This window comes from Chromobacterium vaccinii, from assembly GCF_000971335.1.
GTDB lineage: Bacteria > Pseudomonadota > Gammaproteobacteria > Burkholderiales > Chromobacteriaceae > Chromobacterium > Chromobacterium vaccinii.
The window spans coordinates 78553-103059 of the sequence record NZ_JZJL01000013.1; the positions used below are offsets into that span (position 1 = coordinate 78553).

21 protein-coding genes and 1 tRNA gene are annotated in these 24507 nt (G+C 64.7%); 12 read left to right on the forward strand and 10 right to left on the reverse strand.

All coding sequences use genetic code 11. From position 1 onward, the window contains the following. Positions 1-77: 77 nt before the first annotated feature. Positions 78-890, forward strand: coding sequence for a bifunctional DNA-formamidopyrimidine glycosylase/DNA-(apurinic or apyrimidinic site) lyase (gene mutM / locus VL52_RS08905; RefSeq protein ID WP_046156694.1), 813 nt, complete (start codon positions 78-80; stop codon positions 888-890). Between the two features lie 45 nt (positions 891-935). After that, the gene (locus tag VL52_RS08910; RefSeq protein ID WP_046156695.1) at positions 936-1751 is read left to right on the forward strand and encodes a lysophospholipid acyltransferase family protein; all 816 of its coding nucleotides are present in this window, start codon (positions 936-938) and stop codon (positions 1749-1751) included. A 4-nt stretch (positions 1752-1755) separates the two neighbouring features. Here the strand turns inward: VL52_RS08910 and VL52_RS08915 are convergent, their stop codons facing one another. From VL52_RS08915 to VL52_RS08930, 4 genes are all read right to left on the reverse strand, one after another. Next, complete coding sequence (locus VL52_RS08915; protein WP_052729228.1) at positions 1756-2925, reverse strand: SGNH/GDSL hydrolase family protein; 1170 nt, start codon at positions 2923-2925, stop codon at positions 1756-1758. Beyond that, positions 2922-3911, reverse strand: coding sequence for an SGNH/GDSL hydrolase family protein (locus VL52_RS08920; RefSeq protein ID WP_046156696.1), 990 nt, complete (start codon positions 3909-3911; stop codon positions 2922-2924). The genes VL52_RS08915 and VL52_RS08920 overlap by 4 nt, the downstream gene beginning before the upstream one ends. A 16-nt stretch (positions 3912-3927) precedes the next feature. Then, on the reverse strand, positions 3928-5331 hold the full coding sequence (locus VL52_RS08925) for an MBOAT family O-acyltransferase (RefSeq protein WP_046156697.1): 1404 nt from the start codon (positions 5329-5331) through the stop codon (positions 3928-3930). Positions 5332-5407: 76 nt separating this feature from the next. After that, a complete protein-coding gene (locus VL52_RS08930) occupies positions 5408-6241 on the reverse strand; it encodes a symmetrical bis(5'-nucleosyl)-tetraphosphatase (RefSeq protein WP_046156698.1) in 834 nt (277 codons plus the stop codon). Positions 6242-6366: 125 nt separating this feature from the next. On the opposite strand from VL52_RS08930, the gene VL52_RS08935 reads away from it, so the two are divergent. Next, positions 6367-8391: a UvrD-helicase domain-containing protein gene (locus VL52_RS08935; protein WP_046156699.1), complete on the forward strand. Its 2025-nt coding sequence runs from the start codon at positions 6367-6369 to the stop codon at positions 8389-8391. A 259-nt stretch (positions 8392-8650) separates the two neighbouring features. Here VL52_RS08935 and VL52_RS08940 read toward each other — a convergent pair whose 3' ends face one another. Continuing rightward, on the reverse strand, positions 8651-9394 hold the full coding sequence (locus VL52_RS08940) for a c-type cytochrome (RefSeq protein ID WP_046156700.1): 744 nt from the start codon (positions 9392-9394) through the stop codon (positions 8651-8653). Between the two features lie 137 nt (positions 9395-9531). Between VL52_RS08940 and VL52_RS08945 the strand changes: the two genes are divergently transcribed. The 9 genes from VL52_RS08945 (at position 9532) to VL52_RS08985 (ending at position 18201) form a co-directional block, all read left to right on the forward strand. Continuing rightward, a tRNA-Arg gene (locus VL52_RS08945) sits at positions 9532-9608 on the forward strand. A gap of 276 nt (positions 9609-9884) precedes the next feature. Next, positions 9885-11141, forward strand: a complete 1257-nt coding sequence (locus tag VL52_RS08950; RefSeq protein WP_046156701.1) for an ATP-grasp domain-containing protein — start codon at positions 9885-9887, stop codon at positions 11139-11141. Further along, positions 11138-12355, forward strand: a complete 1218-nt coding sequence (locus VL52_RS08955) for an MFS transporter (RefSeq protein WP_046156702.1) — start codon at positions 11138-11140, stop codon at positions 12353-12355. The genes VL52_RS08950 and VL52_RS08955 overlap by 4 nt, the downstream gene beginning before the upstream one ends. A 194-nt stretch (positions 12356-12549) precedes the next feature. Beyond that, positions 12550-13602 (forward strand): LLM class flavin-dependent oxidoreductase, encoded by a 1053-nt coding sequence (locus VL52_RS08960; protein WP_046156703.1) that lies wholly within the window; start codon positions 12550-12552, stop codon positions 13600-13602. Further along, positions 13595-14302, forward strand: a complete 708-nt coding sequence (locus tag VL52_RS08965) for a ferredoxin reductase domain-containing protein (RefSeq protein WP_046156704.1) — start codon at positions 13595-13597, stop codon at positions 14300-14302. Before VL52_RS08960 ends, VL52_RS08965 begins: the two co-directional genes overlap by 8 nt. Further along, positions 14293-14643, forward strand: coding sequence for a 2Fe-2S iron-sulfur cluster-binding protein (locus VL52_RS08970; RefSeq protein ID WP_052717560.1), 351 nt, complete (start codon positions 14293-14295; stop codon positions 14641-14643). Before VL52_RS08965 ends, VL52_RS08970 begins: the two co-directional genes overlap by 10 nt. A 112-nt stretch (positions 14644-14755) precedes the next feature. Further along, the gene (locus tag VL52_RS08975) at positions 14756-15502 is read left to right on the forward strand and encodes a heme oxygenase-like domain-containing protein (RefSeq protein ID WP_046156705.1); all 747 of its coding nucleotides are present in this window, start codon (positions 14756-14758) and stop codon (positions 15500-15502) included. 4 nt (positions 15503-15506) lie between these two features. Beyond that, positions 15507-16805: an ATP-grasp domain-containing protein gene (locus tag VL52_RS08980; protein ID WP_052717559.1), complete on the forward strand. Its 1299-nt coding sequence runs from the start codon at positions 15507-15509 to the stop codon at positions 16803-16805. A 16-nt stretch (positions 16806-16821) separates the two neighbouring features. Then, a complete protein-coding gene (locus tag VL52_RS08985; protein WP_052729229.1) occupies positions 16822-18201 on the forward strand; it encodes an ATP-grasp domain-containing protein in 1380 nt (459 codons plus the stop codon). Here VL52_RS08985 and VL52_RS08990 read toward each other — a convergent pair. The 5 genes from VL52_RS08990 to recD all read right to left on the reverse strand — a co-directional run bounded on the left by VL52_RS08990 (position 18136) and on the right by recD (position 24486). Continuing rightward, positions 18136-19098: a LysR family transcriptional regulator gene (locus tag VL52_RS08990; protein ID WP_081666268.1), complete on the reverse strand. Its 963-nt coding sequence runs from the start codon at positions 19096-19098 to the stop codon at positions 18136-18138. The genes VL52_RS08985 and VL52_RS08990 overlap by 66 nt on opposite strands. Before the next feature lie 185 nt (positions 19099-19283). Beyond that, on the reverse strand, positions 19284-21146 hold the full coding sequence (locus tag VL52_RS08995) for an ABC transporter ATP-binding protein (protein WP_046156706.1): 1863 nt from the start codon (positions 21144-21146) through the stop codon (positions 19284-19286). 161 nt (positions 21147-21307) lie between these two features. Beyond that, positions 21308-21517 (reverse strand): hypothetical protein, encoded by a 210-nt coding sequence (locus VL52_RS09000; RefSeq protein WP_021478246.1) that lies wholly within the window; start codon positions 21515-21517, stop codon positions 21308-21310. 283 nt (positions 21518-21800) lie between these two features. Next, a complete protein-coding gene (locus VL52_RS09005; RefSeq protein WP_046156707.1) occupies positions 21801-22682 on the reverse strand; it encodes an NUDIX hydrolase in 882 nt (293 codons plus the stop codon). 106 nt (positions 22683-22788) lie between these two features. After that, positions 22789-24486: an exodeoxyribonuclease V subunit alpha gene (recD, locus tag VL52_RS09010; RefSeq protein ID WP_046156708.1), complete on the reverse strand. Its 1698-nt coding sequence runs from the start codon at positions 24484-24486 to the stop codon at positions 22789-22791. Positions 24487-24507: the final 21 nt, after the last annotated feature.

Sequence of the window (24507 nt, forward strand, 5' to 3'; positions counted from 1 at the left end):
GCTCAAAGCCTGTTGAACGCGTAGAATAGCATGTCCGCTTTTCATCTTTGCACCATTTACCGAATCGCAGCCCGCCCATGCCAGAACTGCCCGAAGTCGAAACCACCCGCCGCGGCGTAGAGCCGCATCTGGAAGGCCGCATCCTGCGCGGCGCCGTCGTCCGCAATCCCAGTCTGCGCTGGCCGGTGCCGCCGGATCTGGCGGAGCGCGTCGCCGGCGAAAAAGTGCTGGCCGTGCGCCGCCGCGCCAAATACCTGCTGCTGGAATGCGAGAGCGGCACCCTGCTGATCCACCTGGGCATGTCCGGCAGCCTGAGGGTGATGCCGGCAGGCTCGCCGCCGCAGAAGCACGATCACCTGGACCTGCTCTTGGGCGATCAGGTGCTGCGCTTCCGCGATCCGCGCCGCTTCGGCGCCGTGCTGTGGCACATCGGACCGCTCGAGCTGCACCCGCTGCTGAAGGCGCTGGGGCCGGAGCCGCTGTCCGACGCCTTCGGCGGAGACGCGCTGTTCCAGGCCATGCGCCGCCGCGGCAGCCCGATCAAGCTGGCGATCATGGACAACCACGTGGTGGTCGGCGTCGGCAACATCTATGCCAACGAGTCGCTGTTCCACGCCGGCATCTCGCCGTCGCGTCCGGCCTGCGATCTGTCCCGCGCCGATTGCGACCGCTTGGCGGCCGAAATCAAGGCGGTGCTGCGGCGCGCGATCGACGCCGGCGGCAGCACGCTGCGCGATTTCGTCGACAGCGAGGGCAAGCCCGGCTACTTCCAGCAAAGCTATATGGTGTACAACCGCCAGGAAGAGCCATGCCGGCGCTGCGGCACGCCGATCCGCCAAATCCGCCAGGGTCAGCGCAGCACTTACTATTGCCCGCTGTGCCAGCCGTGATAGAGTGGCGGCCTGTCATTCCTCAGACTTGAAACCGTAACGATCTTGAAGTCACCCGCCACCACTTCATTCGCCACCCGCTGCGGCCGCGTCTTGCGCCTGCTCGGCCATCTGGCCGTCGGCGTGTTCATCGTCGCCACCCGCTATTCCCGGCTGGCCCAGGCCGAGCGCGCGGTGGTCACCCGCCGCTGGGCGCAGCACGCGCTGAAGATACTCGGCGTCAGCATCAAGGTGCAAGGCGTCAACCCGGGCTTTTATCCGCCCAACACCCTGCTGGTCGCCAACCACGTGTCCTGGCTGGACATCGTGGCGCTGAACAGCTGCACCGTGTCGCGCTTCGTCGCCAAGCGCGAGATCCGCAAATGGCCGCTAATAGGCTGGCTGGCCTACGTGGCCGGCACGCTGTTCATCGACCGCGGCAACCGCCGCGACGCCAGCCGCGTCAACCAGATACTGGCCGAAGCGATGAAAAACGGCGGCTGCATGGCGGTATTCCCGGAATCCACCACCTCGGATGGCAGCGGCCTGTTGCCGTTCAAGGCCTCGCTGTTCGAAGCCGCGCTGCTGGCAGGCGGCACCGTGCAGCCGGTATCGCTGCGTTATCAGCGGACGGACGGCAGCCTGCTGCGGGAAGCCGCCTACATCGACGACATTTCGCTATTTCAGAGCATAGGCAAGGTGTTGAGCGTGCCGCAGATCGAGGTGGAGATCAGCTACGGGCTGCCGCTGAAAGCCGGCGACGCCGGCCTGGACAACCGCTTCCTGCTGGCGGAACAGGCCAGGCTTGAAGTAGCGCGCGGCCTGCGCCTGCAACTGGAGGAAAAGCCGCAACCGGCGCCGGCCGCGGAAACCGGCGCCTGAGCGCTCAGCGCGCCAGCCGCTGGCTCAAACCTTCATAGAGGTCGTCGCCCAGGCGGACATAGCCCGGTCCAGTGAAGTGAACCATGTCCGGGCGGCCCAGTTGCTGCTGCCGCCACGCGCGCATGCTGCACGGCCCGCCCATCGCCTGCTGCCAGTCCCAATACAGCAAATGGTTGTCGCGCGCCAACTGGCGCTGCGTCTGCTGCACCGCGCTCAGCATCAGCGGCCGCTGCGGGCCCGCCGCGCACTCGCGGCTGACCGCCCCGCCCTTGCTTCGCGCCGAATCCGGCGCGCCCAGCAGCAGGATGGCCGCTTGCGGCAACTGGCTGCGCACCAGGCTGACCGCGCCCTGCAATGTGGCGCGGTATTCGTCCAGATCCAGCTTGGGGTCGAAAGCCTCATTGGTGCCGTAGGCCAGAATCACCAGATCAGCCTCCCGCGCCGCCAGCTGCCTGCCCCAGGCTCCGCCCCAGCTGCGCCACAAGGCCAGTTCCGCGCCATTGCTGCCCACGGTATCCAGCACCACGCCGGGTGCCAGCTTTTCCAGCTCATAACCGCCCACCTCCGGCGCCGGCAGGCTATCCGCGCGCAAGGTGAACGGCAGCTTCAGCTTCATTTCCACCCGCTGCCAACCCGCGCCGGCGCTAGCCTGCGCTCGTCGCGGACCGCTGCCGTCGTCTACGGTCAGCCCCTGCCCGTCCGCGCTCTGCCGCAGCCAGATCCGCACCCGCCACAAGCCCTTGTCCTCGGCGCGCGGGCGCACCGCGATGCTGGCCCCGGGCCGTTGGGCGACGCCGACGAAACCGCCCAGCGGGAAGTCCGGATCGGTGTCGCGGCGGCTGTTGCGCAGCGCCCAGCCTTCGCTGCGCATATAGGCCAGCGCGTTGCGCTGCCCCGGCACATTGACCGGCGGCAGCCAGCCTATGCCGGCATCGCCGTAGCGCGCCTGCAGCCGGGCGCGCAATTCGCCGCTGAAGTAGTCGGCGGCGGTGTGCGAATCCCCGAACTGGACCACCCGCACCGGCGGCTGGGCGTCGCCCTGCAGGCTGAAGCGCGCGGCCAGGCGGGCCAGGTTGGGCTCGCCGAAATCCTGCACCGGCGCGGCCTGCGCCTGGGCAGCCAGCGCGGCCGCCATCATCCAGCGCGACGCGCGCGCGATTGCCTTGAATGTCATTCGAACCTCAATTCCGCCAGCACGCGGCGCGCCAGCAGCAGCTGGCCCTGACGGGTGAAATGCACGCCGTCGGCGGTACGCACCGCCACCTCGCCCTGGTCGGGCAATGTCATGAATTTATTGAAGCTGTCGTCCTGGCTGCCCAGCGCCTCGCGGGTGGAGATGAAGCGTCCGCCCCCGGCCGCCACCTCTTCCCGGTACAGGCGGTTCAGGTAGTGCACGCCGTCGTTCATCTTGTCGCGGCTCATATTGGGCAGGCCCAGCCACAGCACCTTGACCTTGCGCTTGCTCGCGCTGGCGAGAATGCTCCGGATCCGCTCGCGGTAGCGTTGTTCCCAGTCGGGAGACGCGAAGCGGATGTAATGATTGCCGTTGACCATGTCCCAGGTATCGTTGGCGCCGATGAACATCACCAGCAACTGCGCTTTGGGATTGGCCGCCAGCTGGCGCTCCACCGTCGCCGGCCAGTTGAAGAAATCCGGATAGGTGAGACCGGTGCTTTGCTTGCTGATATCGATCGCCTTGACCTGATGTTGTCGGAACAGCGGCGGCAACAGGTGCAGCGCCACGCCCTGCATCATAGAATCGCCGGCCAGCAACACCGGCAGCCCCTCTTCCAGCAGCAGGCGGGAGTCCACCGCTTTGACAGCCGCCGCCGCGCCAGCCGAGGCCTGCGGCTTGGGCGCCGCGACTTTGGCTGCCGGCGCCGGCCTCGGCTTCAGGCAGCAGGCGTTCAAGCTGTCTATCATGCGGCGGTCCCAACCGCCCACCTGCTGCTGCAGCGCTTCGCTGTGCCGGCGCAGCCCTCCGCCCAGCGAACCGCCTTCGCGCCATGGCGACAGCGCGTCCAGCCGCTCCAGCAGGCTGGGCGCGTGGAAGGTTTGCCGCCAGTAGGCGTTGACGGCGGCCTGCTCCAGCCAGAACAGCAACAGCATGCAGCTAAGCAGGATGACGAGGATGCGGCGGTGCGGATAGGCGGCGAGCATGGCGAGGGTCGAATCGTCAGAATTGGTAGTAAATGAAAGCGGGGATGCCGGACGGCGCCAACGAGATCACCAGCAGCGCGATGGCGCTCAACAGCAGCGGCTTGCCCCACCACGGCAGCGCGGCCAGCCGGCCGAAACAGCGCTCGGGCAGGGAGGACAGCATGGGCAGCGCCGCCAGCCACAGCGCCAACAGCAGCAGCAGGCCCGGCGCGTTCAGCGTCAGCTCCTGGCCGGAGCGCTCGAACATCGCGCGCAGGAAATCCATCGCCTCGTCCAGCGACTGGGCTCGGAAGAACACCCAGGCCAGGCAAACGTAATGGAAAGTGATCAGCCGCGCCAGCCACGGCGACGCGCCGCTGACGGCGTCGCGCCGCCACAGCTTGTCGCCGACATTCAACGCCACCACGCCCAGGCCGTGCATCGCGCCCCACACCAGGTATTTCAGGCTGGCGCCGTGCCACAAGCCGGACAGCAGCATCGCCGCCAGCAGGTTGATCTGCGCGCGGGCGAAGCCATCGCGGTTGCCGCCCAGCGGGATGTAGACGTAATCGCGGATCCAACTGGACAGCGAGATGTGCCAACGCCGCCAGAAATCGCGCAGGTTTAGCGCCAGGTAGGGCGCGTCGAAGTTGCGCGGCAGCTGGATGCCCAGCAGCAGCGCCAGCGCGGTGACCAGGTCGGTATAGCCGGAGAAGTCCAGATAGATCTGCAGCGCGTAGGCGTAGAACGCCGCCCATACCTCCAGGGTATGGAAAGTGTCCGGCGCGGCGAACACCGGGTCCACCCAGGCGCTGGCCAGCCAGCCGGCCAGCCACAGCTTCTTCAGCAAGGCCAGCGCGATCAGGCCCAAGGCGCGGTCCAGCTGCGCCACCTGCCGCCGGGCGGGGCTGCGCAGTTGCTCCAGCAGATCGCCGGCGCGGCAGATCGGCCCCGCCAGCAGGGTGGGGAAGAACGCCAGGAACAGCGCGAACTGCGGCAGCGCCGCCGGCTTGATCTCCTTGCGGTACACCGACACGAAGTAGCTGACTGACTGGAAGGTATAAAAGGAAATGCCCACCGGCATCAGGATGTCCAGCGCCGGCAACAGCGCCGTCACCCCCAGCGCATTCAAGCCGGCCTGCGCGCTTTCGCGGAAGAAATCGAAATACTTGAACAAGGCCAGATTGCCCACGGCCAGCAGCAAGGAAGCCTGCAGCCAGCGCCGCGGACTGGCGGACGCGCTCATCCGCCGGCTCAGGCCATGCTGGACCAGCGTGTAGACGGCAAGAATGGAGGCGAAACGCCAGTCGAGCTTGGCGTAGAACAAATAGCTGGCCAGCAGGAGCAGAAGGTTCTGCATGCTGGGCATGCGGCGGCAGCCCCAGTAGACGGTAAAAAAACCGACGAAAGCCAGGGCGAACTCAATGGACAGATAGCTCATGCTAAGGTAACAAGCTGGCGGAGGCGGCAATTATGACAACAAGCCCCGCCACTTGCCAGCTTTGATAAAGATTTATTTATCTGCCTGTTGCAAGCGCGATTTCACGGTAAGCCTGGCAGGGCAGGGAAAACAATTGCCTGTCATTCAGCCGCAGCGCCGACAGGCTGCCGCCCCACAGGCAGCCCGAGTCTATCGCCAGAATATCCTCGTCCAGATGCACGCCCAGCGCCGACCAATGGCCGCAGATGATGGGCGTGCCGCCGTGGCGGCGCCCCGGCGCCTCGAACCATGGCATCAGATTGGCCGGCGCGCCCTCCAGCTCGCCCTTGTAGCTGAGATCCAGTTCGCCGTCGCGCGTCAGGAAACGCATCCGCGTCATCGCGTTGACAATCAGGCGCAGCCGATCCGCCCCCTTCAGATCGTCGCTCCAGCGCGTGGGCTTGTTGCCGTACAGCCGGCCCAGAAACTCGCGGTGGCGGTTGCCGGACAGGCCGAACTCCACCTCCTCCGCCAGTCTGAGCGCCTTGGCTATCGTCCACTCCGGCAGCAGGCCGGCGTGCACCATCGCGTAGCCCTGCCCCTCCAACATCAGCGGCTGGCAGCGCAGCCAGTCCAGCAGCACCTTGCCATCGGCGGCGTTGAGAATGTCCTCGATGGTGTCGTCGCGGTGCAGCTTGCCGAAACCTTCCGATACCGCCAACAAATGCAGGTCGTGGTTGCCCAGCACCATCTCCACCTGGTCCTGGTGCTGGAACACCCAGCGCAACACATCCAGCGACTGCGGTCCGCGATTGACCAGATCGCCGGTCAGCCACAGCGTATCCTTGCCGGGATTGAAGTCGATCAGCCGCAGCAATTGCTGGAACGGCTCGAAACAGCCCTGGATGTCGCCGATTGCGTAGATGGCCATATTGTTTCCTTGAGTGGCGGATCGGCTGCGAGAGTGGGACGCCATCCGCGATAAGCCATGATACCCCATGCTACAATGCATGGCCTTGATTACCGATTTGCTGCGCCCGTCCGGGCCCGACCGCCATGTCCGCTCCCCTGCTCAATCCGCCGCAACGCGCGGCCATCCATTACCTTGACGGCCCCTTGCTGGTGCTGGCGGGCGCCGGCTCGGGCAAGACCCGCGTGATCACCTACAAGATCGCCCATCTTGTGCGCGAGGGCGGCATCCCCGCCCGCCATATCGCCGCCATCACCTTCACCAACAAGGCGGCGCGCGAAATGCTGGAGCGGGTGAGCAAACTGATGACGTCGGCCGAAATCCGCGGCATCACGGTGTCAACCTTCCACTCGCTCGGCATGCACATACTGCGCCAGGAAGCGCCCCATCTGGGTTACAAGACCCAGTTCTCCATCCTGGACGCCTACGATGCCGGCAAGATCATCGCCGACATCCTGAACACCACGGCCAAGGATGAAATACGCAAGGTACAGAGCCAGATCTCGCTGTGGAAGAACGATCTGAAAACGCCGGACGACATGTTGCTGGCGGCACAGGACCAGTGGGAAAGCATCTGCGCCAAGACGTATCTGGCCTATCAGGACACGCTGACCGCCTATCAGGCGATGGACTTCGACGACCTGATCCGGCTGCCGGTGCAGCTGTTCCGCACCCACCCGGAAGTGCTGCTCAAATGGCAGGGCAAACTTCGCTACCTGCTGCTGGATGAATATCAGGACACCAATACCTGCCAGTACCAGATGGTGAAGCTGCTGGCCGGCGTGCGCGGCCTATTTACGGCGGTGGGCGACGACGACCAGTCCATCTACGCCTGGCGCGGCGCCAATATGGAAAACCTGCGCCTGCTGCAACTGGATTTCCCGCAGCTTAAGGTGATCAAGCTGGAGCAGAACTACCGCTCCACCGCCCGCATCCTGCGCGCCGCCAACAGCGTGATCTCCAATAATCCCAAGCTGTTCGAAAAACAGCTGTGGAGCGAGCTGGGCCTGGGCGAGCCGATACACGTGGTCCAGTGCAAGGACGAGGAACACGAGGCGGAGACGGTGGTGCAGAAGCTGCTGGCCCACAAGTTCGAGTGCCGCACCGAGTTCAAGGACTACGCCATCCTCTACCGCGGCAACTACCAGGCGCGGATCTTCGAGCAGGCGCTGCGCAACCAGCGCATCCCCTACCAGATGGCCGGCGGCCAGAGCTTCTTCGACAAGCCGGAAATCAAGGACCTGCTGGCCTATATGCGGCTGGTCACCAACCCGGACGACGATCCCGCCTTCATCCGCGCGCTGACCACGCCCAAGCGCGGCGTCGGCGCCGGCACGCTGGAGAAGCTGGGCGCCTGGGCCGGCCAGTACGGCAAGAGCCTGTTCGCCGCCGCCCACGACGCCGGCCTGCGGGTGCAGGTGCAGCAGGCGCAACTGGCGCCGCTGGAGCAATTCTGCGAATTCATCACCCAGCTGCAGTACCGCGCCACACGCGAGGAAGCCGGCAAGCTGTCGATGGAGCTGCTGCAGGCGATAGGCTACGAAGCCTGGCTGTACGACAGCGAGGACAGCCCCAAGATCGCCGAAACCAAATGGAAGAACATGCTGGAAATGGTGGCCTGGCTGGCGAAAAAGGGCGAGGCCGACGGCAAGAACCTGATCGAGCTGACGCAGACCATCGCGCTGATCACCATGCTGGAAGGGCGCGACGAAGGCGAGGTGGACGCGGTGAAGATGTCGACGCTGCACGCGTCCAAGGGCCTGGAGTACCCGCACGTGTTCCTGGTGGGCTGCGAGGAAGGCATCCTGCCGCACAGCGAGTCGGTGGAAAACGGCATGGTGGAGGAAGAGCGGCGGCTGATGTACGTCGGCATCACCCGCGCCCAGCGCAGCCTGACGCTCAGCTACTGCGTCAAGCGCCGCCGCGCGGGCGAATGGCAATTCATCGAACCGTCGCGCTTCATCAGCGAAATCGACGGCGAAGACCTGCGCCATTTCGGCAAGCCCGGCGCCGAGCCGTTGGTAAGCAAAAGCGAGGGCAAGTCCCGGCTGGCCAACCTGACCGCGATGCTGGCCGGCAAGGACAAATCGGGCGAAACGCCGACGGATTGAACGGGCAAGAAAAATGGCGCCGCGAGGCGCCATAAAGAAGAATGAGGAACATCTCTGGGTGAAGCGAGGCTGGGGAACCTCACCTGACTGAAGGGCTGGAAAGCCAATCGGTCAATCAGATGAGCGAATGATGCCCGATATCCGCCAAGCTGCCACCTGTCCTTTTTAGCAAGTCATACGTATTGACATTTCACAAAACCCAAAAGGCATTAAAAAAGCACCCAATGTCAATTGGGTGCTTTTTTATATCAAATGCTGCTTATTTTGAATTATTGACCATATATTCGATGGCCGAGCGGAATTCCGCATCACTACCGGTATAGCCGCCTTTGGGCGGCATCGCGTTCAGGCCCTTGGTGGCGATTTTCACCACTTCGTCCATGCCCGGTTTCAGACGCGCAGACCACGCCGCCTTGTCGCCGAACTTCGGCGCGCCCGCGACGCCCGCGGCATGGCAAGCCACGCACACGCTGTCGTAAATCTTCTTGCCGACCACCGCCGGGTCCCCCGCAGCGGCTGCTCCCCCCGCCCCGCCAACCGGCGGCTCGGTGAACTTGGCGCCGCCGGCGTTGCCCATGTAGGCGACCGCGCGCTTCACTTCGTCATCGCTCAGATCGGTCGCGCCGCCCTTGGCCGGCATCGCGTTGAAGCCATGCAGGGCATGGTTGACCAGCATGTCCCAACCCTTGGCGATGCGAGGCCCCCAGGCGCCGGCGTCGCCGAACTTGGGAGCGCCGGCCAGGCCGGTGGCGTGACAGGACATGCAGATGCCCTTGTAGACCTGCTCGCCGGTGCGCATGCCCGGCGGCGCGTCGCTGGCCTTGGACTCGCCGACCGGCTTCAGGCGGGCTGCCACGGCTTCCTTGGTCATCACCTCGGCATCCACATTGAAACCACTGGTGGCGAGCTTGGCCAATAGCCAAATCGCCACGACAAGGAAGACAACGACGCTGACCAGCACCTTTACGATCTGGCCGGGGGCCATTCCGTTCTCATTACTCATCCCAAGCCTCGCCTGAAAAAATGACAATTAAAACTGGTTAATTATACGGTATGCAAGTTCGCAAGGCAAAAAACCATACTCTGGACTCGGATTAGATGTTTGCGGTATGATGCGTTCACTTGTTTGCAAGTGTCAGCGCACCCGTAGCTCAGTTGGATAGAGTGTCAGTTTCCGAAGCTGAAGGTCACAGGTTCGATCCCTGTCGGGTGCGCCAACCAAATCAAGCGCTTGCGCCATTTCATGACATTGAGTTCATTCCGGTTTTTCCCTCCTCCATTCCCCGCAAACTGATTCCCCAACGCTGCCCCGCACTATCCGCCTTTTGCATTTCGTTGAACCCGCCTGCCGCATCTATTCCAAACCGTCACAGTTGTTTTTCCTCCCGCTCTCTCTTTCGCCCTGAAATACGCCTTTAACATGAGACACCCATAACTCAGCCCGCCGGCTTCGCCGCATCGCGCACGCGCCGGCATGGAACCTGGAAAGTCTCATGAACATCCTGATCCTACACCGCATCCCCTATCAAAAGATCAACTACCATCTCGGCATCGACCACGACAGGCACAACGTCACCTACATCGGCACCGCCAAACAATTGGCAAACCTGCCCGAAGGTTTGCGCTGCGCCCGACTCGAACGGCCCGGCCTCAAGGATACCGCCAGCGAAGTGCTGGCGATTCTGTCCGATCTCAAACTGCATTTCGACCGGGTGATTTCCCTTTCCGAGTACGAGCTCCTCGATGCCGCCAAGGTGCGCGAGGCGCTCGGCGTCCCCGGCGCCAGCATCGACGAAGTAATGGCCGTCCGGGACAAGCTGATCATGAAACACAGGGCTGCCGCGGCCGGACTGCGTGTGCCGCAAGCCTTGCCGCTCGCCGAATTCCTTGCCCAAGGCGGCGCCCCATGGCCGGGACGCACCGTCATCAAGCCCGTGGACGGCGCCTCCAGCGAAGACGTCCAAGTCTTCGATGATCCGGCCTCTCTGGCCAGCGCCCTGCAGAGCCGCCAGGCCGGCATCCCCCGTCTGGACCAAGACCTCCACGCCAACGCGGAGCGCTTCGAGGTGGAAACCTTCATCACCGGCCCTTTGCTGCACCTGGACGGCTTGGTGCACAACGGCAAGGTCGTCGCGCTGGTGGGCAGCCGCTACATCGGCACCTGCCTCGACTACGCCAAGGGCCAGCCGCTGGGTTCGGTTCAATTCAAACTCGACGCCGCGCAGGAGCAATGGGTTCAACGCGCCATCGACGCCATCAGCCTGCGCTCCGGCGCCTTCCACCTCGAAGTCATAGACGATAACGGCAGCGGCGACTGGGTCTTCCTCGAGATCGCCAACCGGGTCGGCGGCGCAGACGTGGTCGACACCTTCGAGATGGCGACCGGCATCTACCTGCCGGCTCAGGAACTGGCCATCCTGTGCGGAGAGCAGCCAGACCTGCCCGGCTCGCTGCGCAAGACGACCTTCTTCGGATGGTTCGTGTTCCCTGGCCATCACCTGCCCGACGGCTTCGTGGAGCTGGAGGGCCATCAGTCCTTCTGCAAATCATCCGAGTTGCTGCGCCACAGCGTGCTGCCGAGGGATACGCCGCTGCCGCGCAACATCACTTACCAGGCTTTCGAGGTGCCGTTCTCCGGCGTGGTAGGCGCCGAGTCGACAACCGCGCTGCAAACATGGATGGAAGCGCTGTTCGCCGCGGTCACCCTGCATCCCCGCCTCCAGGAAGAAGTCCGCGAGGTGCCGGCATGAACAATGTGCGAATGCTGTCGTTTCTTGGATCTCGGGCGGCCTCGGCGCTGGGCGACCAGTTCCTGATGTTCGCCGTGCCGCTGATCGTCTATCACAGCACCGGCAGCGCGACGATGTCCGGCCTAGCCTTTCTGTGCGAGTGGCTGCCGCGCGTGATCTCGCTGCCGCTCGCCGGCACGTTCTCCGACAGGCTGGGAGGCCGCCGCGTCTACGCGCTGGCCGACGGCACCCGGGCCGGCGCCTGCCTGCTGGCGGCGCTGGGCCTCGCAATGTGGCCGGGCCACAGCTTCGCCATGGCCGCCATCCTGATGGCCATCTGCGCGGCTTGCTATGCCCAGGCTTTCATCGCGCTGGAAAGCACGGTTCCGATGCTGGTGCCGCCGGAACAGATGCCGAAAGCGCAAAGCATTTTGCAAGCGATAGATTATTCCGCAGGGGTGCTGGGCCCGGCGCTGGCCGGCGCGTTGAGCCTTTGGCTGGCTCCCAGCCAACTGCTGTGGGCGGCCTGCGGCGTGTTCGCCGTCAGCGCTGCCGGCGTCTGCACGCTGCCGCCGATGCCCTCGCGCGCGGCCAGCCAGCCGTCCGAACGCAGACCGCTGTTCCTCGACAGCTTGCAGCACGGCTTCGCCACGCTGAGACAGGCTCCCGTGCTGCTGGCTCTGGTCGCGCTGTCGATGCTGGTCAACCTCGTGGTCGGACTGGCGCTATCGACCAGCGCCGCCGTCACTGTTGGCGTGTTCGGCAAGACCGACCAGGTCTACGCGACGCTGCAGGCCTTCATGGGCATGCTGTCCATCGCCAGCTTCCTGCTGGTGCCCTGGCTGCTGCGCCGGGCATCCGTCTACCAGTTGGGCATGGCGGCCTTCGCGCTGATCATCAGCGGCGGCGTCCTGATGGGGTTGGCAAGCCACTATTCGATATTCGTGCTGGGATACGCGCTCAGCTTCGGTTTGTGCGGCCTCTTCAACGTGTTCATCCGCACCGAGCGGCTGCACTGGATTCCCAAGGAGAAACTGGGAAGGGTCATCAGCGTGATCGTGCTGCTGAACCAGCTCAGCCTGCCGCTGTCGGGCTTGCTGGTCACCTTGCTGGCCAACCGCATTCCTCTCCAGTGGCTGTTCATCGGCGCGGCCCTGCTCGCCTTCGGCCTGTGGATGCCGCTGCAAGCCTATATCCGCCCCCGCGCGGTCACGGCCCAGCCCAGTCTCGCCTGACGCCTCCGCCCTCCCCCGCAACGGGTTCATGGCTTAGCCATGAGCCCGTTTTTCATTCCAGAACAGTCCATCATTACTAATTATCAAATCAAACCATTCCAAATCGTTAAATCTCATTTTCCATATGATTTAACAAAAAATATGCCGAAGTAATATATTAGTCCTGCAACCATTCTTCTGGAGATCGTCAGCAAATGACTGTTCGCATACATTGGAGCCTGCCGCTGGATAGCGGGCAACAGAGCGCCAGCGGCGGCTTCGATGCCGGCGTGGTCGACGTCGACACCATGATCAGCTTCGCCCGCGAAGCGGAAGAAGCAGGCGTGGACTCGCTGCTGATGCCGATGAGCTGTTACATGCCGGACCCCATTCCCCTGCTTGCCGCGCTGCTGCGGGAAACCCGCCGCGTCCGCTTCATCCTCGCCTATCGTCCGGGCCTGATGTCGCCGACCTTGTTGGCGCAGGTCATCAATACCCTGGCATGCATGGGACAGTCCCGCGTGGACCTGAATCTGGTGGCCGGCATTTCTCCGCAAGAACAGGCTTATTACGGCGATTTTCTGGAGCATGACGATCGCTACCGCCGCGCCGACGAGTTCCTTGGCATCATGCAGGCGCTATGGGCCAGCCGCGAACCCGTCACTTTCCACGGCCAGCATTATCAGATCGAAGCGGCCACCCTCGGCCTGCGCCACCCCGGCGACGGCCGCCCCTACATCTACGTCAGCGGCGCCAGCGCGCCGGCCAAGGCGCTGGCCGAAGAGCGCGCCGACTGTTGGCTGTGCTACGGCGACCTGCCGGCCAAGGTCGGCGTCCATGCCGCGCCGCTGTTGCAAGCGGGCAAGGAAGTTGGCCTGCGGCTGCACGTGATCGCCCGCGAGACGCGGGAGCAGGCTCTGGACGCGATAGCGGAAATGATGGCCCGCCCGGATGAAAAACACCGCGCCTTCATCAAGGACTTCGTTTCCCGCTGCGACTCCGAGGCCGTCAAGGGCAGTTTCCGCCTCGCCGAACAATATCCGGACCACTGGCCGTCTCCCTATCTGTGGACCGGCGCAGTCCCCTACCGCGGCGGCCCCGCCATCGCCATCGTCGGCAGCTATCAAGAAGTGGCCGATTACATCCGGGAATACGAACGCCACGGCATCCGCAATTTCATTTTTTCCGGCTGGCCGTCACGCGACGAAATGCGCCACTTCTGCGGCGGCGTCATGCCCTTGCTGCAAAAGGAAGCCGTCCATGCTTGAGTCATCCGCGCTGAAAACGCCGGTGCTCAGCCGCCAGCGACTGGACGCGGCCACCGAGCGCGTCACGCTGGGCCTGCCATCCCGCCACCCGGATGTGCGGCCCGGCCAGGCGATCCAGGTCCAACTGGCGGACGGAAGGCCCTTCTTTTCCGTCGCCGGACTGCAACCGGGCGCCAGCCTGGAGCTGCACGTCACCCGACGCAGGGACAGCCGCAGCAATCCGCAGCTGTTCGCGGCGCTGGATGCCGGCTCGCTGCAGATCAGCCTGCCGCACGGCGCGATCGCGCTGACGGACGACAGGCGCCTGCCGGACATTCTGATCGCAAGCCAATCCGGCTACGCCCAATCCCGCGCCATGCTGGACTGGATGGCCCGCCGCCGGCCAGGACACCGCTGCCGATTGCTGTGGCAGGCCTCCTCCGGCTATCTGGCGGCCGAACGGCCCTGGCTGGAAAAACTGGCGGCGGCCTGGGCCGGCCTGTCGCTGACGCTGCTGCCGCTGGACGAACACGATGCCTTGAACGAGGCGCTGGCGGCCCTGCCTTCGCCCTCGACCCAGGGCCTGGCCGTGGTCAGCGGCTCTTCCCACTTTCTCGATGCCGCCCGCCATGCGCTGCGGCGCCACCGATACACATTGCTGAGCGACCAGAATCCGGCCGCCCTGCCCTCGATCGAACAGGAGAACGCTCTATGCCGGTAATCACCCTGCTGCCTGAGCACAAGCAACTCGAACTGCCGGCGGAAAGCCCGTTGATCGACCTCGAATTCGAATACTACGGCGAACAACACCTGTCCTTCGGCTGCCGCTCCGGCGTCTGCGGCGTTTGCCTGGTCAAGGTGCACCACGGAGCATCCTTGCTGGGCCCCGTAGCGGAAAACGAGCGCGATTTCGTCCAGAGGATGGGATTCGAATCGGGTCCCTACCGCTTGGCCTGCCAATGCCGGCTGAACGGCGACGTGACGCTGGAGGTCGCCACCCGCGACGCCATGCCCCACGCGGCCGCGCCGTCCCCGGAGCTGGATCGCGCCCCCGCGCTGTAAAACCGCGCAATCCCATTTACCCGGCGACTCCGCCCGCGCTGGCGGCGGGAAGCCATTTTTCAAGCCATAGCCCAGAGCTATAAACCACCACCACTCAACAGGAAAAATCAACATGAACCGTTGCAAAAACACCGGCCTGAACCGCAGCAAGCCCTTCCTCTCCTCCAGCCAGTCCCAAGAACTGCGCCAGAAGATCGATCAGCAAATCGACGCCCAGATCGACGCCTGGTACGCCAGCGTGCCCGCCGCCGACCACCTGGAACGCCGCGAGGTGAACAGCGAGTACTACCGCCGCAACCTGATCGAAACCGCATGGCGCATTCGCCTGCTGCGCGTGGCCGAGTCCAAGACGCTGGCGGAAATCGCCAAGCGCAGCCCGGAAGCCGCCCAGATCTGGGCGAACTATGAAATGGAGGAAATGCTGCACGACGAACTGTTCATCCAGGATCTGCAGCGCGCCGGCGTCAGCCGCGAAACCTTCCTGGCCACCGAGCCCTACCTGTCCACCAAGCTGCTGACCGGTTTCTTCAGCTACCTGCTGGACCATGAAGGCCCGCTGGGCGTAGTGGCTTACTCCTATCTGGTGGAGTACGTCAACGTCAAGCTGGAACCGCGCAAGATCGAGGCCATGAAGCACAGCATCGGCGACCAGAAGCTGGTCGGCCAGATCGCCCACTCCCATACCGACATCAATGACGACCACCCGGGCGAAGTCTGGGCCGCGCTGCGCCTCCTGATTGAAAGCGAGCAGGACATCGCTCACCTGGAACGCTACCTGCAAGAACACCAGCGCATCCTGGCGATGTACTTCGAAGAACTGGCGCAAGACACCCTGGCCCAGGAAAGCAAAGCGGCCTAATGCCATGAAACGCGCCATCATTCTGTTAAGCCATTGCGGCTATTCCTTCATGGAAGACCTGACCGCTGCGGCACGCAGGCAAGGGCAAGCGGTGCTGATCCTCAGCTCCGCCCCCTTGGGCGCGGCCAGCGAACGGCTGGACGCTCTGGCCGGCCTGGCGGACGGCGTGCGCGCCGCCGCCGGGCACCAGCTGGAAGAAGCCGACCTGCTGCAGGCCATCGACGCCTGGCGCGGACAGGGCTGGGAACCCGCGGCCTGTGTATCGGTGTGGGAAGGCTACCGTCGGTTGATGGCGCAAGCCAACGCGCTCCTAGGCGTGCCCGACCTGGCGCCCGACACCGTGGACAACCTGACCGACAAGCACTGGCTGCGCCAGCGGCTGCAAGCGCTGGGCCTCAGCCAGACCCGCACCGAACTGGCCAGCGATGCTTCGCTCGAAACCTGGCTGAGCGCGGGCCGCCCTGGCTTCGTCAAGCCGCGCCGCGGCCTGGCCTCCTTCGGCGCCAGCAAACTGCGCCCAGGCCTGAACATGGCCCGCCTCTCCGAGATCGGCGAGGAGGCCAGCCGGGATCCGCTGTACGCGGGCCTGATCGGCAATCCGCAGTTCATCATTGAAGATTACCTGGACGGCCCGGAATTCAGCTTCGAAGTCATGATGCAGGCTGGCCGCGCCTATCTGCTGGGCGTGCACCACAAGCTGCAGGTGACGGAGCAGGAACACACGGTGCTGGAGGAATGCTGCGTCTCGCCGCCGCTGGACTGGGAACCCTCCCAGGCGGACGGCGCCAGGCAATGGCTGCAGGCCGTGCTGCACGGCTGCGGCGCCGACTGGGGCTGCTTCCATCTGGAAGCCCGGCTATGCGCCAGCGGCTGGGAACTGATTGAAATCAACCCCCGCGTGGGCGGCTCCCTGATCTCGCCGAGCGTCGCCGTGCAATGCGACGGCCGCAATCTGCTGGACTTCTGGCTGAAGCAACTCCTGGCCGCCGACTCCGGCCAGCAACTGCAGGCCGGGAGCGAACTGGCCGCGCTGGACTCGGAATATCCCCGGCGCCGCGCCAGCTTTTTCCGCGCCTACTTCTGCCGGCCCGGCACCATAGACTCGATCGAACGGAACGAGCATCCCCACGCCCCGGACCAGCTGCAGTGCTTCCTGCAGTCGGGCCAGACCATTACCGAAGGCGCGCGGGAAGTCTTCCTCGGCCAAGCGCTGTGGTCGTTCGACTATCAGAGCCGCCACGAAGTGATTCCGGAATTGCTGCGCGCGTCCAGCCGCACGCTTGTCGCCCACTATGCCGATTGAACGAGGTATTACTGCGATGACATCTGAAAACAAACGCTGGCTGCTGCTGGTGGACTACAACCTCAGCCGGGTGGGCGACGTAGCCTGCATGTTCGACTACGCGCGGACTCGCTACCAGCTCTCCACCATCCTGATTCGCCACCATCCCAGCCAGCAAGACCATCAACTGGCCGACGCGGTCATCGATCTGAATCCGCTGGACGGCGGCTTCGTCGACCAGGCGCTGCAGGCATTGCAGCCTTGGCTCGGCCAACTGGCAGGCGGGCTGGTGTTTTCCGACAACGCTGTCGCCAGCGGCGCATCCCTGCTCAGAGCGCTGGGTCTGCCGGTGGACGACGCCGACCTGGCCCAGGCCGCCTTCAGCAAATCCGTCTACCGGCAGCGCGAACAAAAGCATGCCGAGCTGTTCGGCGCGCAATCGCTGTACTGCCCGCCTTTCCAGATCATCCGCACGCAGGCCGAACTCGCGGCCTTCGCCGAGCGCAATCCGGAAGGCTTCGTGCTCAAGCCGTCCTGCGAGGGCAACAACCGCGGCGTGCTGCTGCTGAAGCAGGGCGACGATCTGGCCGCAGCCTGGCAGGAAGTCCTGCCCTATCTGGACGGCGGCCTGATCGCGGAAGGCTACATTCCCTTCCATCGCGAATATTCGTTCGACGGCATCGGCAATCTGCATTTCATCACCGAGAAGATCAGCGCCAGCGGCCGCTATCCGGTGGAAACCGGCCAGTTGCTGCCAGCCCGGCTCCAGCCCGCGGAAAGACATCGTCTGATCCGGGCCGGCCAGAGCGCCAACCTGCTGGTCGGCCAATTCGCGGGCCCGTTCCACAACGAGGTCAAACTGGACGATGCCGGCGCGAGGACTGCGGTCATCGAGCCGAATCGCCGTCCGGCCGGCATGAAGATCTGGCACTTGGCGGAACGGGTCTATCGACAATCCTTCTACCAGCTGTGGGTCGATAGCGTGCTGGCGCAAGCGCTGCCCCAGCAACTGCCCGCTGCGCGCGGCCAGGCCGCCACGATGATGCTGGGCATGCCCCGCGACGGGGAGCTGGACATCGCCGCCCTGCCCGCTCCAGAACAGCTGCTGCAACAGGCGCTGCAACGGCTGGGGGAACAGCCGGACGAACTGGAATTCTTCGAATTCGCCTGGCTCGCCCCCGCCCGCCGCGCCTATCCGCTGCAGGCCCGGGACAACGGCGACTTCCCGGCCCAGGTCTGCGTGTACACGCCGGACGATGGATATGATCTGCACCGCTGGCTGCAACGATTCCAACAAGCGTGGGCGTCCATCCTCCTCAACTACCTCGACGCGCCTGACGTGGAAGAGAAGCTACGCCGGCCAGCGGTAGCCATCGCCAAAAATGGGGGGCATGGATTTCTGCATGCGCACCATTAGGAAATCCTGCAGCAGACGCACCGGCAGCGACAAATGCCGCCGGTGCGCATAGTAGAAATAGATGGAGCGCGGCGGCGGCGCGAAATCGGTCAACAACGGCACCAGACGCCGGGTGGCGAGATAGGGGTAGGCCTGCACCGTTCCTATCATCGCCAAGCCGGCTCCCTGCAGCGCCGCCTCACAGGCGGCGAACGGATCGTTGACGGTCAGCCGCCCCTCCACCTCTACCCGCCGCAGCACCCCGTTGTCGTTGAATTCCCAAGGCATCAGCCTGCCGCTGTTCTGGCTGACCACCCGGATGCAGTCGTGGCCGTCCAGATCGGCCAGCGTCTGCGGCGTGCCCGATCTAGTCAGATAGGCCGGGGAGGCGAAAACCAGGCGTTGCAGCGGCAGCAGGGCCTTGGCGACGAAGCTGCTGTCCTTGGCCAACTGGTCGCCGATGCCCGCGTCGTAACCATCCCGCACCAAATCCACAATGCGGTCTTCGAAATGGAGCTCCAGCTTCAAGGACTGGTGCAACTGGGAGAACTCGTTCAACACCGGCAGAAAATAGTTCCTGCCGATGCCGTTGGGCAAGGTCAGCCTCAGACGCCCGCCCACCTCGCTGCCATGGTGACGAACATCCTGCTCCAGCTGCCGGAGCTCGCTGTACAGATTGGACATCCGCTGGAAGTACATTTCGCCGACGGCGGTCAGCGCCAGCGCCCGCGTGTTCCGATGCACCAGCCGCACGCCCAGCTCGCTCTCCAACTGTTGCACATGCTTGCTGACAGCCGCCGGGGTCAAGCCCATGCAACGGGCCGCCTGCGAAAAATTCCCCTCCTCCACCGAACGCAAGAAAGAAACCACAATATTGAAATTATTCATTAGCCCCGCCAGCGGAGAACCGCCGCTCATGTCAAAACAATAAATATTAAATCAAGACTGACATAAAAATAACTGTACGTACTTACAATAACTAGACGAATAAAATCTCCAGCCACCGGCGCAAACCGCAGATGCCGCCGGCTCAGCCGCCTCATGCCGGCATTGGTCTCACTCCATGAAAAAACCCTCCGGCATGCCGGAGGGTTGGATGGCGATCAGCCCATCAAGGACAGGTTCGACTCCTCGTCGCCGTCCTCCTCTCCGAGGAAGCCGCCGCTCTGGTGCGTCCACAACCGGGCATAGAGGCCGCCCTGCGCCAGCAACTGCTGATGCGTGCCCTCCTCGACCACCTGGCCCTGGTCCAGCACGATCAACCGGTCCATCGCCGCGATGGTGGACAAGCGGTGGGCGATGGCGACCACAGTCTTGCCTTCCATCAGCCGGTACAGGCTGCTCTGGATCGCCGCTTCCACTTCCGAATCCAGCGCGCTGGTCGCCTCGTCCAGCAGCAGGATGGGCGCGTCCTTCAACATCACCCGCGCGATGGCGATCCGCTGCCGCTGCCCGCCGGACAGCTTGACGCCGCGTTCGCCGACATGCGCCTCATAGCCGATGCGGCCCTTGGGATCGGTCAGCGAGCGGATGAAATCATCGGCTTCAGCCTTGCGCGCCGCCTCCGCCATCTGCTCGTCGCTGGCGTCCGGCCTGCCGTACAACAGGTTGTCGCGCACCGAGCGGTGCAACAGCGACGTATCCTGGGTCACCATGCCCACCCTGGCGCGCAGGCTGTCCTGGGTCACGCCGGCGATATCCTGCCCGTCGATCAGAATGCGGCCGCCATCCAGGTCGTAGAAGCGCAGCAGCAAGTTGACGATGGTGGACTTGCCGGCGCCGGAGCGGCCGACCAGGCCGATCTTCTCGCCCGGACGTATCGTCAGGTCCAGGCCGGAAATCACATTTTTCGCGCCGCCATAGGCGAAATCGACATTATCGAAGCGGATCTCGCCGCGCGGCACTTCCAGCTTGGCCGCGGCCGGCTTGTCCACCACCGCCACCGTGCGCGACAGCGTGGTGATGCCGTCCTGCACCGTGCCGATGTTCTCGAACAGGCTGGACATCTCCCACATGATCCAGTGCGAGATGCCGTTCAGCCTCAGCGCCATCGCGGTGGACGCCGCCACCGCGCCGATGCTGACCTGGCCCTGGCTCCACAGCCACAGCGCGGAACCGGTGGTGATGCCGATCAGCAGCATGCTGGTCAGCTGGTTGACGACCTCGAAGCCGCTGACCAGCCGCATTTGGCGATAGGCGGTGGACAGGAACTCCTCCATCGCTCCCTTGGCGAAGCGCGCCTCGCGCTGGCCGTGCGAGAACAGCTTGACCGTGGCGATATTGGTATAGGCGTCGGTGATGCGGCCGGTCATCAGGCTGCGCGCGTCGGCCTGCAGAGTGGCCGCCTTGCCAAGCCTAGGCACGAAGAACCACAGCGTCGCGACGTAAAGCGCCAGCCAGGCCAGGAAAGGCAGCAGCAGCATGACATCGAAATGGCCGAGCACCGCGATCATGGTGACGAAGTAGATCACGACGAACACCAGGATGTCGGTGATGATCAGCACGGTGTCGCGCACCGCCAGCGCGGTCTGCATCACCTTGGCCGACACCCGGCCGGCGAACTCGTCCTGATAGAAGCTCAGGCTCTGTCCCAGCAGGTGGCGGTGGAAATTCCAGCGCAGCCGCATCGGAAAATTGGAAAACAGGCCCTGATACTTGCTCATCGCCTGCAGCGACACCAGCAGCACGCTGGCCAACAGAATGCCGGCCAGCAGCAACAGGTGTCCGCTCTCGCGCTGCCACAGCTGGTTGGCCGGCACCTTGGCCAGCCAGTCCACCACCGAGCCCAGCATCGAAAACAGCAAGGCCTCGAAGGCGCCGATCAACGCGGTGAGCAGGGTCATGCACAGGATCAGGCCGCGCATGCCGCGGGTACAGAACCAGATAAAGGGGAAGAAGCCGCGCGGAGGCTGGGCGGCAGGCGTGTCCGGATAGGGGGATATCCGGCGTTCAAACCAGGAAAACATAAAGATCGCTCCATTCCCGACAACCAGGGCGGCTGCCGGACAGGGGGTTTAGTGGAGCGATGACGGTAGCGTATCTTCGGCAGGTCTGCAATGGGAAAGTTTGCTTGCAGTCATTTTCGCGCACGAAAATAGCCGAGATTGGCGGCATCCGGCGAATTGCCTCAGTTCTGCACCTCCAGCCGGATATATACCTCTTCCAGCTTTTCCGACGTGCGCGTCTTCACGTCCACCTTGTGGACCTCGGCCCTCAGCCTGCCCTTGTAGACGTGCAACATCAGTTCGGCGGCCTTGCGCGCCTGCTCCTGGGTGGGATGCAGGGGCCCGCTGTCATCGATGCCGAAATCCGGTGAAATCAGTTTCAACCGATACATTATTATTTTCTCGAAAAATGGCGCTGCCGGATATTTTTATACGGAATGCATTTCCAGCACTCGATTCTACATGAGTTTACCTGATAGAAAATCGGTGCCGCGCCATGTAAGGAGAAATCCGTTTTTGTTTACAATTCAATGCAAATATTCTAATAAATGCGGATAATGCCGGGAAAAAGCCAGGACAAGCGAATGAGAAAATTGGATATGGGAAAACCGGCGAGAAAAAACCCGGCCAAACCGGGTTGTCGATAAGCGCGCAGCGTCCGCCGCAGGCCGGCGCTCAGGCCGGCACGCCCATTTCCTGGCCCTGCGCGTAACGGACCCGCGAGAGCGCGTCGGCCATCTTCTGGTTGTGGCGCTCCCAGTAGCCATGCCGGCACAGGCAATCCATGCCGACCAGCGCCGCGTCTATCATGAAGCGCTCTTCCACCAGCAACTGCTCCACTTCGGCGAACGGCAGCAGCAGATGCTCGGCCACCTCTCCATCCTGGCAAGCCGGCGACTCTCCCGGCGCCAGCCACAGATCGTAGGCGTACAGCCATTCGCGGTGCAGGCCCCGCGCCACCGGCCGCTGCGCCAGCAGCAGCGACGACGGCGCCAGGCCATCCACCCGCTCGCGCGCGATGCCGGCCTCTTCCCACGACTCGCGCTCCAGCGCCAGCGCCAGGGTTTCGCCGGCGGCGACGCCGCCGCCGACCAGATTGTCCATCCGGTTCGGGTCCACCGCCTTGTGCGGGCTGCGCCGTCCCACCCACATCCGGACCTCGCCGTCATCGAGCCGGCACAGGCCGTTGACATGCACCGCGCGGCTGGTCAGGCCCAGCGGACGAAAAGCCGCGCGCTCCAATTCGAAATAGGGGCTGCCGTCCTGGCGGAAGGCGGTGAAGTTCTCATTGCGCCAGCCATTGAGCCAGCCGGCTTGTTGCCAGCGCCGCGCGGCGTGGGCCAGCGCGTGGCTGATGCTGCGATAGCTGCCCTTCGCCATGCAACGCAGACCCTGGAAGGTTTCCTCGAACAACTGCGGTTCGTGCTGCAGCAGGCGCTCTTTCCACTGGGCGTTGACGCACCCCATTCTTTCGGTGCCGATGAACAGCGGCGTGAACTGCTGAGCATCGAAGCGGCTGACCTTGTCCAGATAGCCGAGTACGGCGTCCACCTGCATGACCACTCCCCCTGCGTTGTTCCGGGAAGGCTGCATATTAGGATGTCTACCGACGCTTGACTATCCTTCGTCGCACAAAGCCCGAGACTGTTGCATTCCCGCGATTTCAACGCAGCCGGTCGCCGAGCCCGGAATCCCGCCTCGGCGCCAGCTCCGCCCCGCGCAGCCAGACTTCGGCATCCCCCACCGCGGCGAAACGGGAGCAGGCGCGGGTGATGGCGGTATACAACAGCGCGCGGTTCAGCAGCGCGCCGGCCTGCTGCGGCAACTGCAGCCACACCTCCTCGTACTCCGAACCCTGGCTCTTGTGAACCGTCATCGCGAACACCGTGTCGTGCGCCGGCAACCGCCCGGGCGCGAACTCGCGCCAGCCGCCGTCGGCCGATGGGAACAGCACCCTCAGGCCGGACGGCCGCTGCAAGGCGAAGCCGATGTCGCCGTTGAACAGGCCCAGCCCGTAATCGTTCTCGCCTATCATCACCGGGCGGCCCGGATACCAGTCGCGGCCCTCCTGCTTGACGCCAGCCGCTTCCAATTCTCGCTCGATGCGGCGGTTGCAGTCGGCTACCTGGCGCCGCTCGGCTGCCAGCAGCATGAAGGCGGAAAACTCGCGCTGCGCCTCGTCCGCGCCGGCGCCGGCGGCCACCGCGTCCAAGTAGCCGCGCCGGCGCGCGAGCAGCGCCGCGTCGTCGGCCGCGTCCTGCCGCCAGACATCGGGCCGGCCGGCGTCGTCCAGCACTTGCAGCGAGGCTCGCCCCTCGCCGGCGTTGACCCGCCGCGCCAGCTCGCCGATGCCGGAGTCCGCGCCGAAGCGGTGGCTGCGGGTCAGCAACGCCACGCAGTCGGTCAGCGCGCCGCCGGGCTCGGCGTCGCCCCGCAGGCTGGCGCCGGCCACCCGCTGCAGCCATTGCGAAGTTTCGTCGCGATAGGCGATGCGCCCGCACAGCTCGCCCAGCACCGCGCCGGCCTCCACCGACGACAGCTGGTCGCGGTCGCCCAGCAGGATCAGCCTGGCCTGGGACGGCAGCGCCGCCACCGTGCGCGCCATCAACGCCAGGTCTATCATCGACGCCTCGTCCACCACCAGCACGTCCAGCGGCAGCGGATTGCCGGCGTGGTGGCGCGGCGCCTCCACCCCGGGGCGCAAGCCGAGCAGCCGGTGCAGCGTCTCCGCCTGGGCCGGCAACTGGCGGCGCACCGCGTCATCCACGTCCAGCCGGTCGCGCGCCGCGCGCACCGATTCGGACAACCGCGCCGCAGCCTTGCCGGTCGGCGCCGCCATCGCCATCACCAGCGGGCGCGGCGACATCGCCGCCAGCAGCGCCAGCAGCCGCACCACGGTGGTGGTCTTGCCGGTGCCGGGCCCGCCTGAAATCACCATCAGCCGCTGCCGCGCGGCCAACGCCGCCGCCAGCTTCTGCCGGTCCGGCTCGCCGTCAGCCGCGCCGGGAAACAGCCGCGCCAGCAACTCGGCCAGCCGCGTCTCGTCCGGCGGGGGCAGCGGCTGGGCCAGCCGCGCCAGGCCTTCGGCCAGCCGGTCCTCATCGTGCCAGTGGCGGGCGAAATACAGCCGCCCGGCCTCGTCCAGGATCAAGGGCGCGTAATCGCCCGGCTTGCCGACCAGCGGGCTGCCCCGCAGCGCCGCCGCCTCGCCGCGGTGGGCCAGCGGCAGGCAGACATGGCCGGCCAGATTGGCGCTGCTCAATTCGCCTATCAGCGCCAGCACCCTGTCGTCGGCATCGGGCGCCAGGCGTTGGAACAGCCGGACGAGTTGGCCGGGCAGCAGCGGGGTATCGGTTTTCATCGATGAAACTTCCGGATGGTC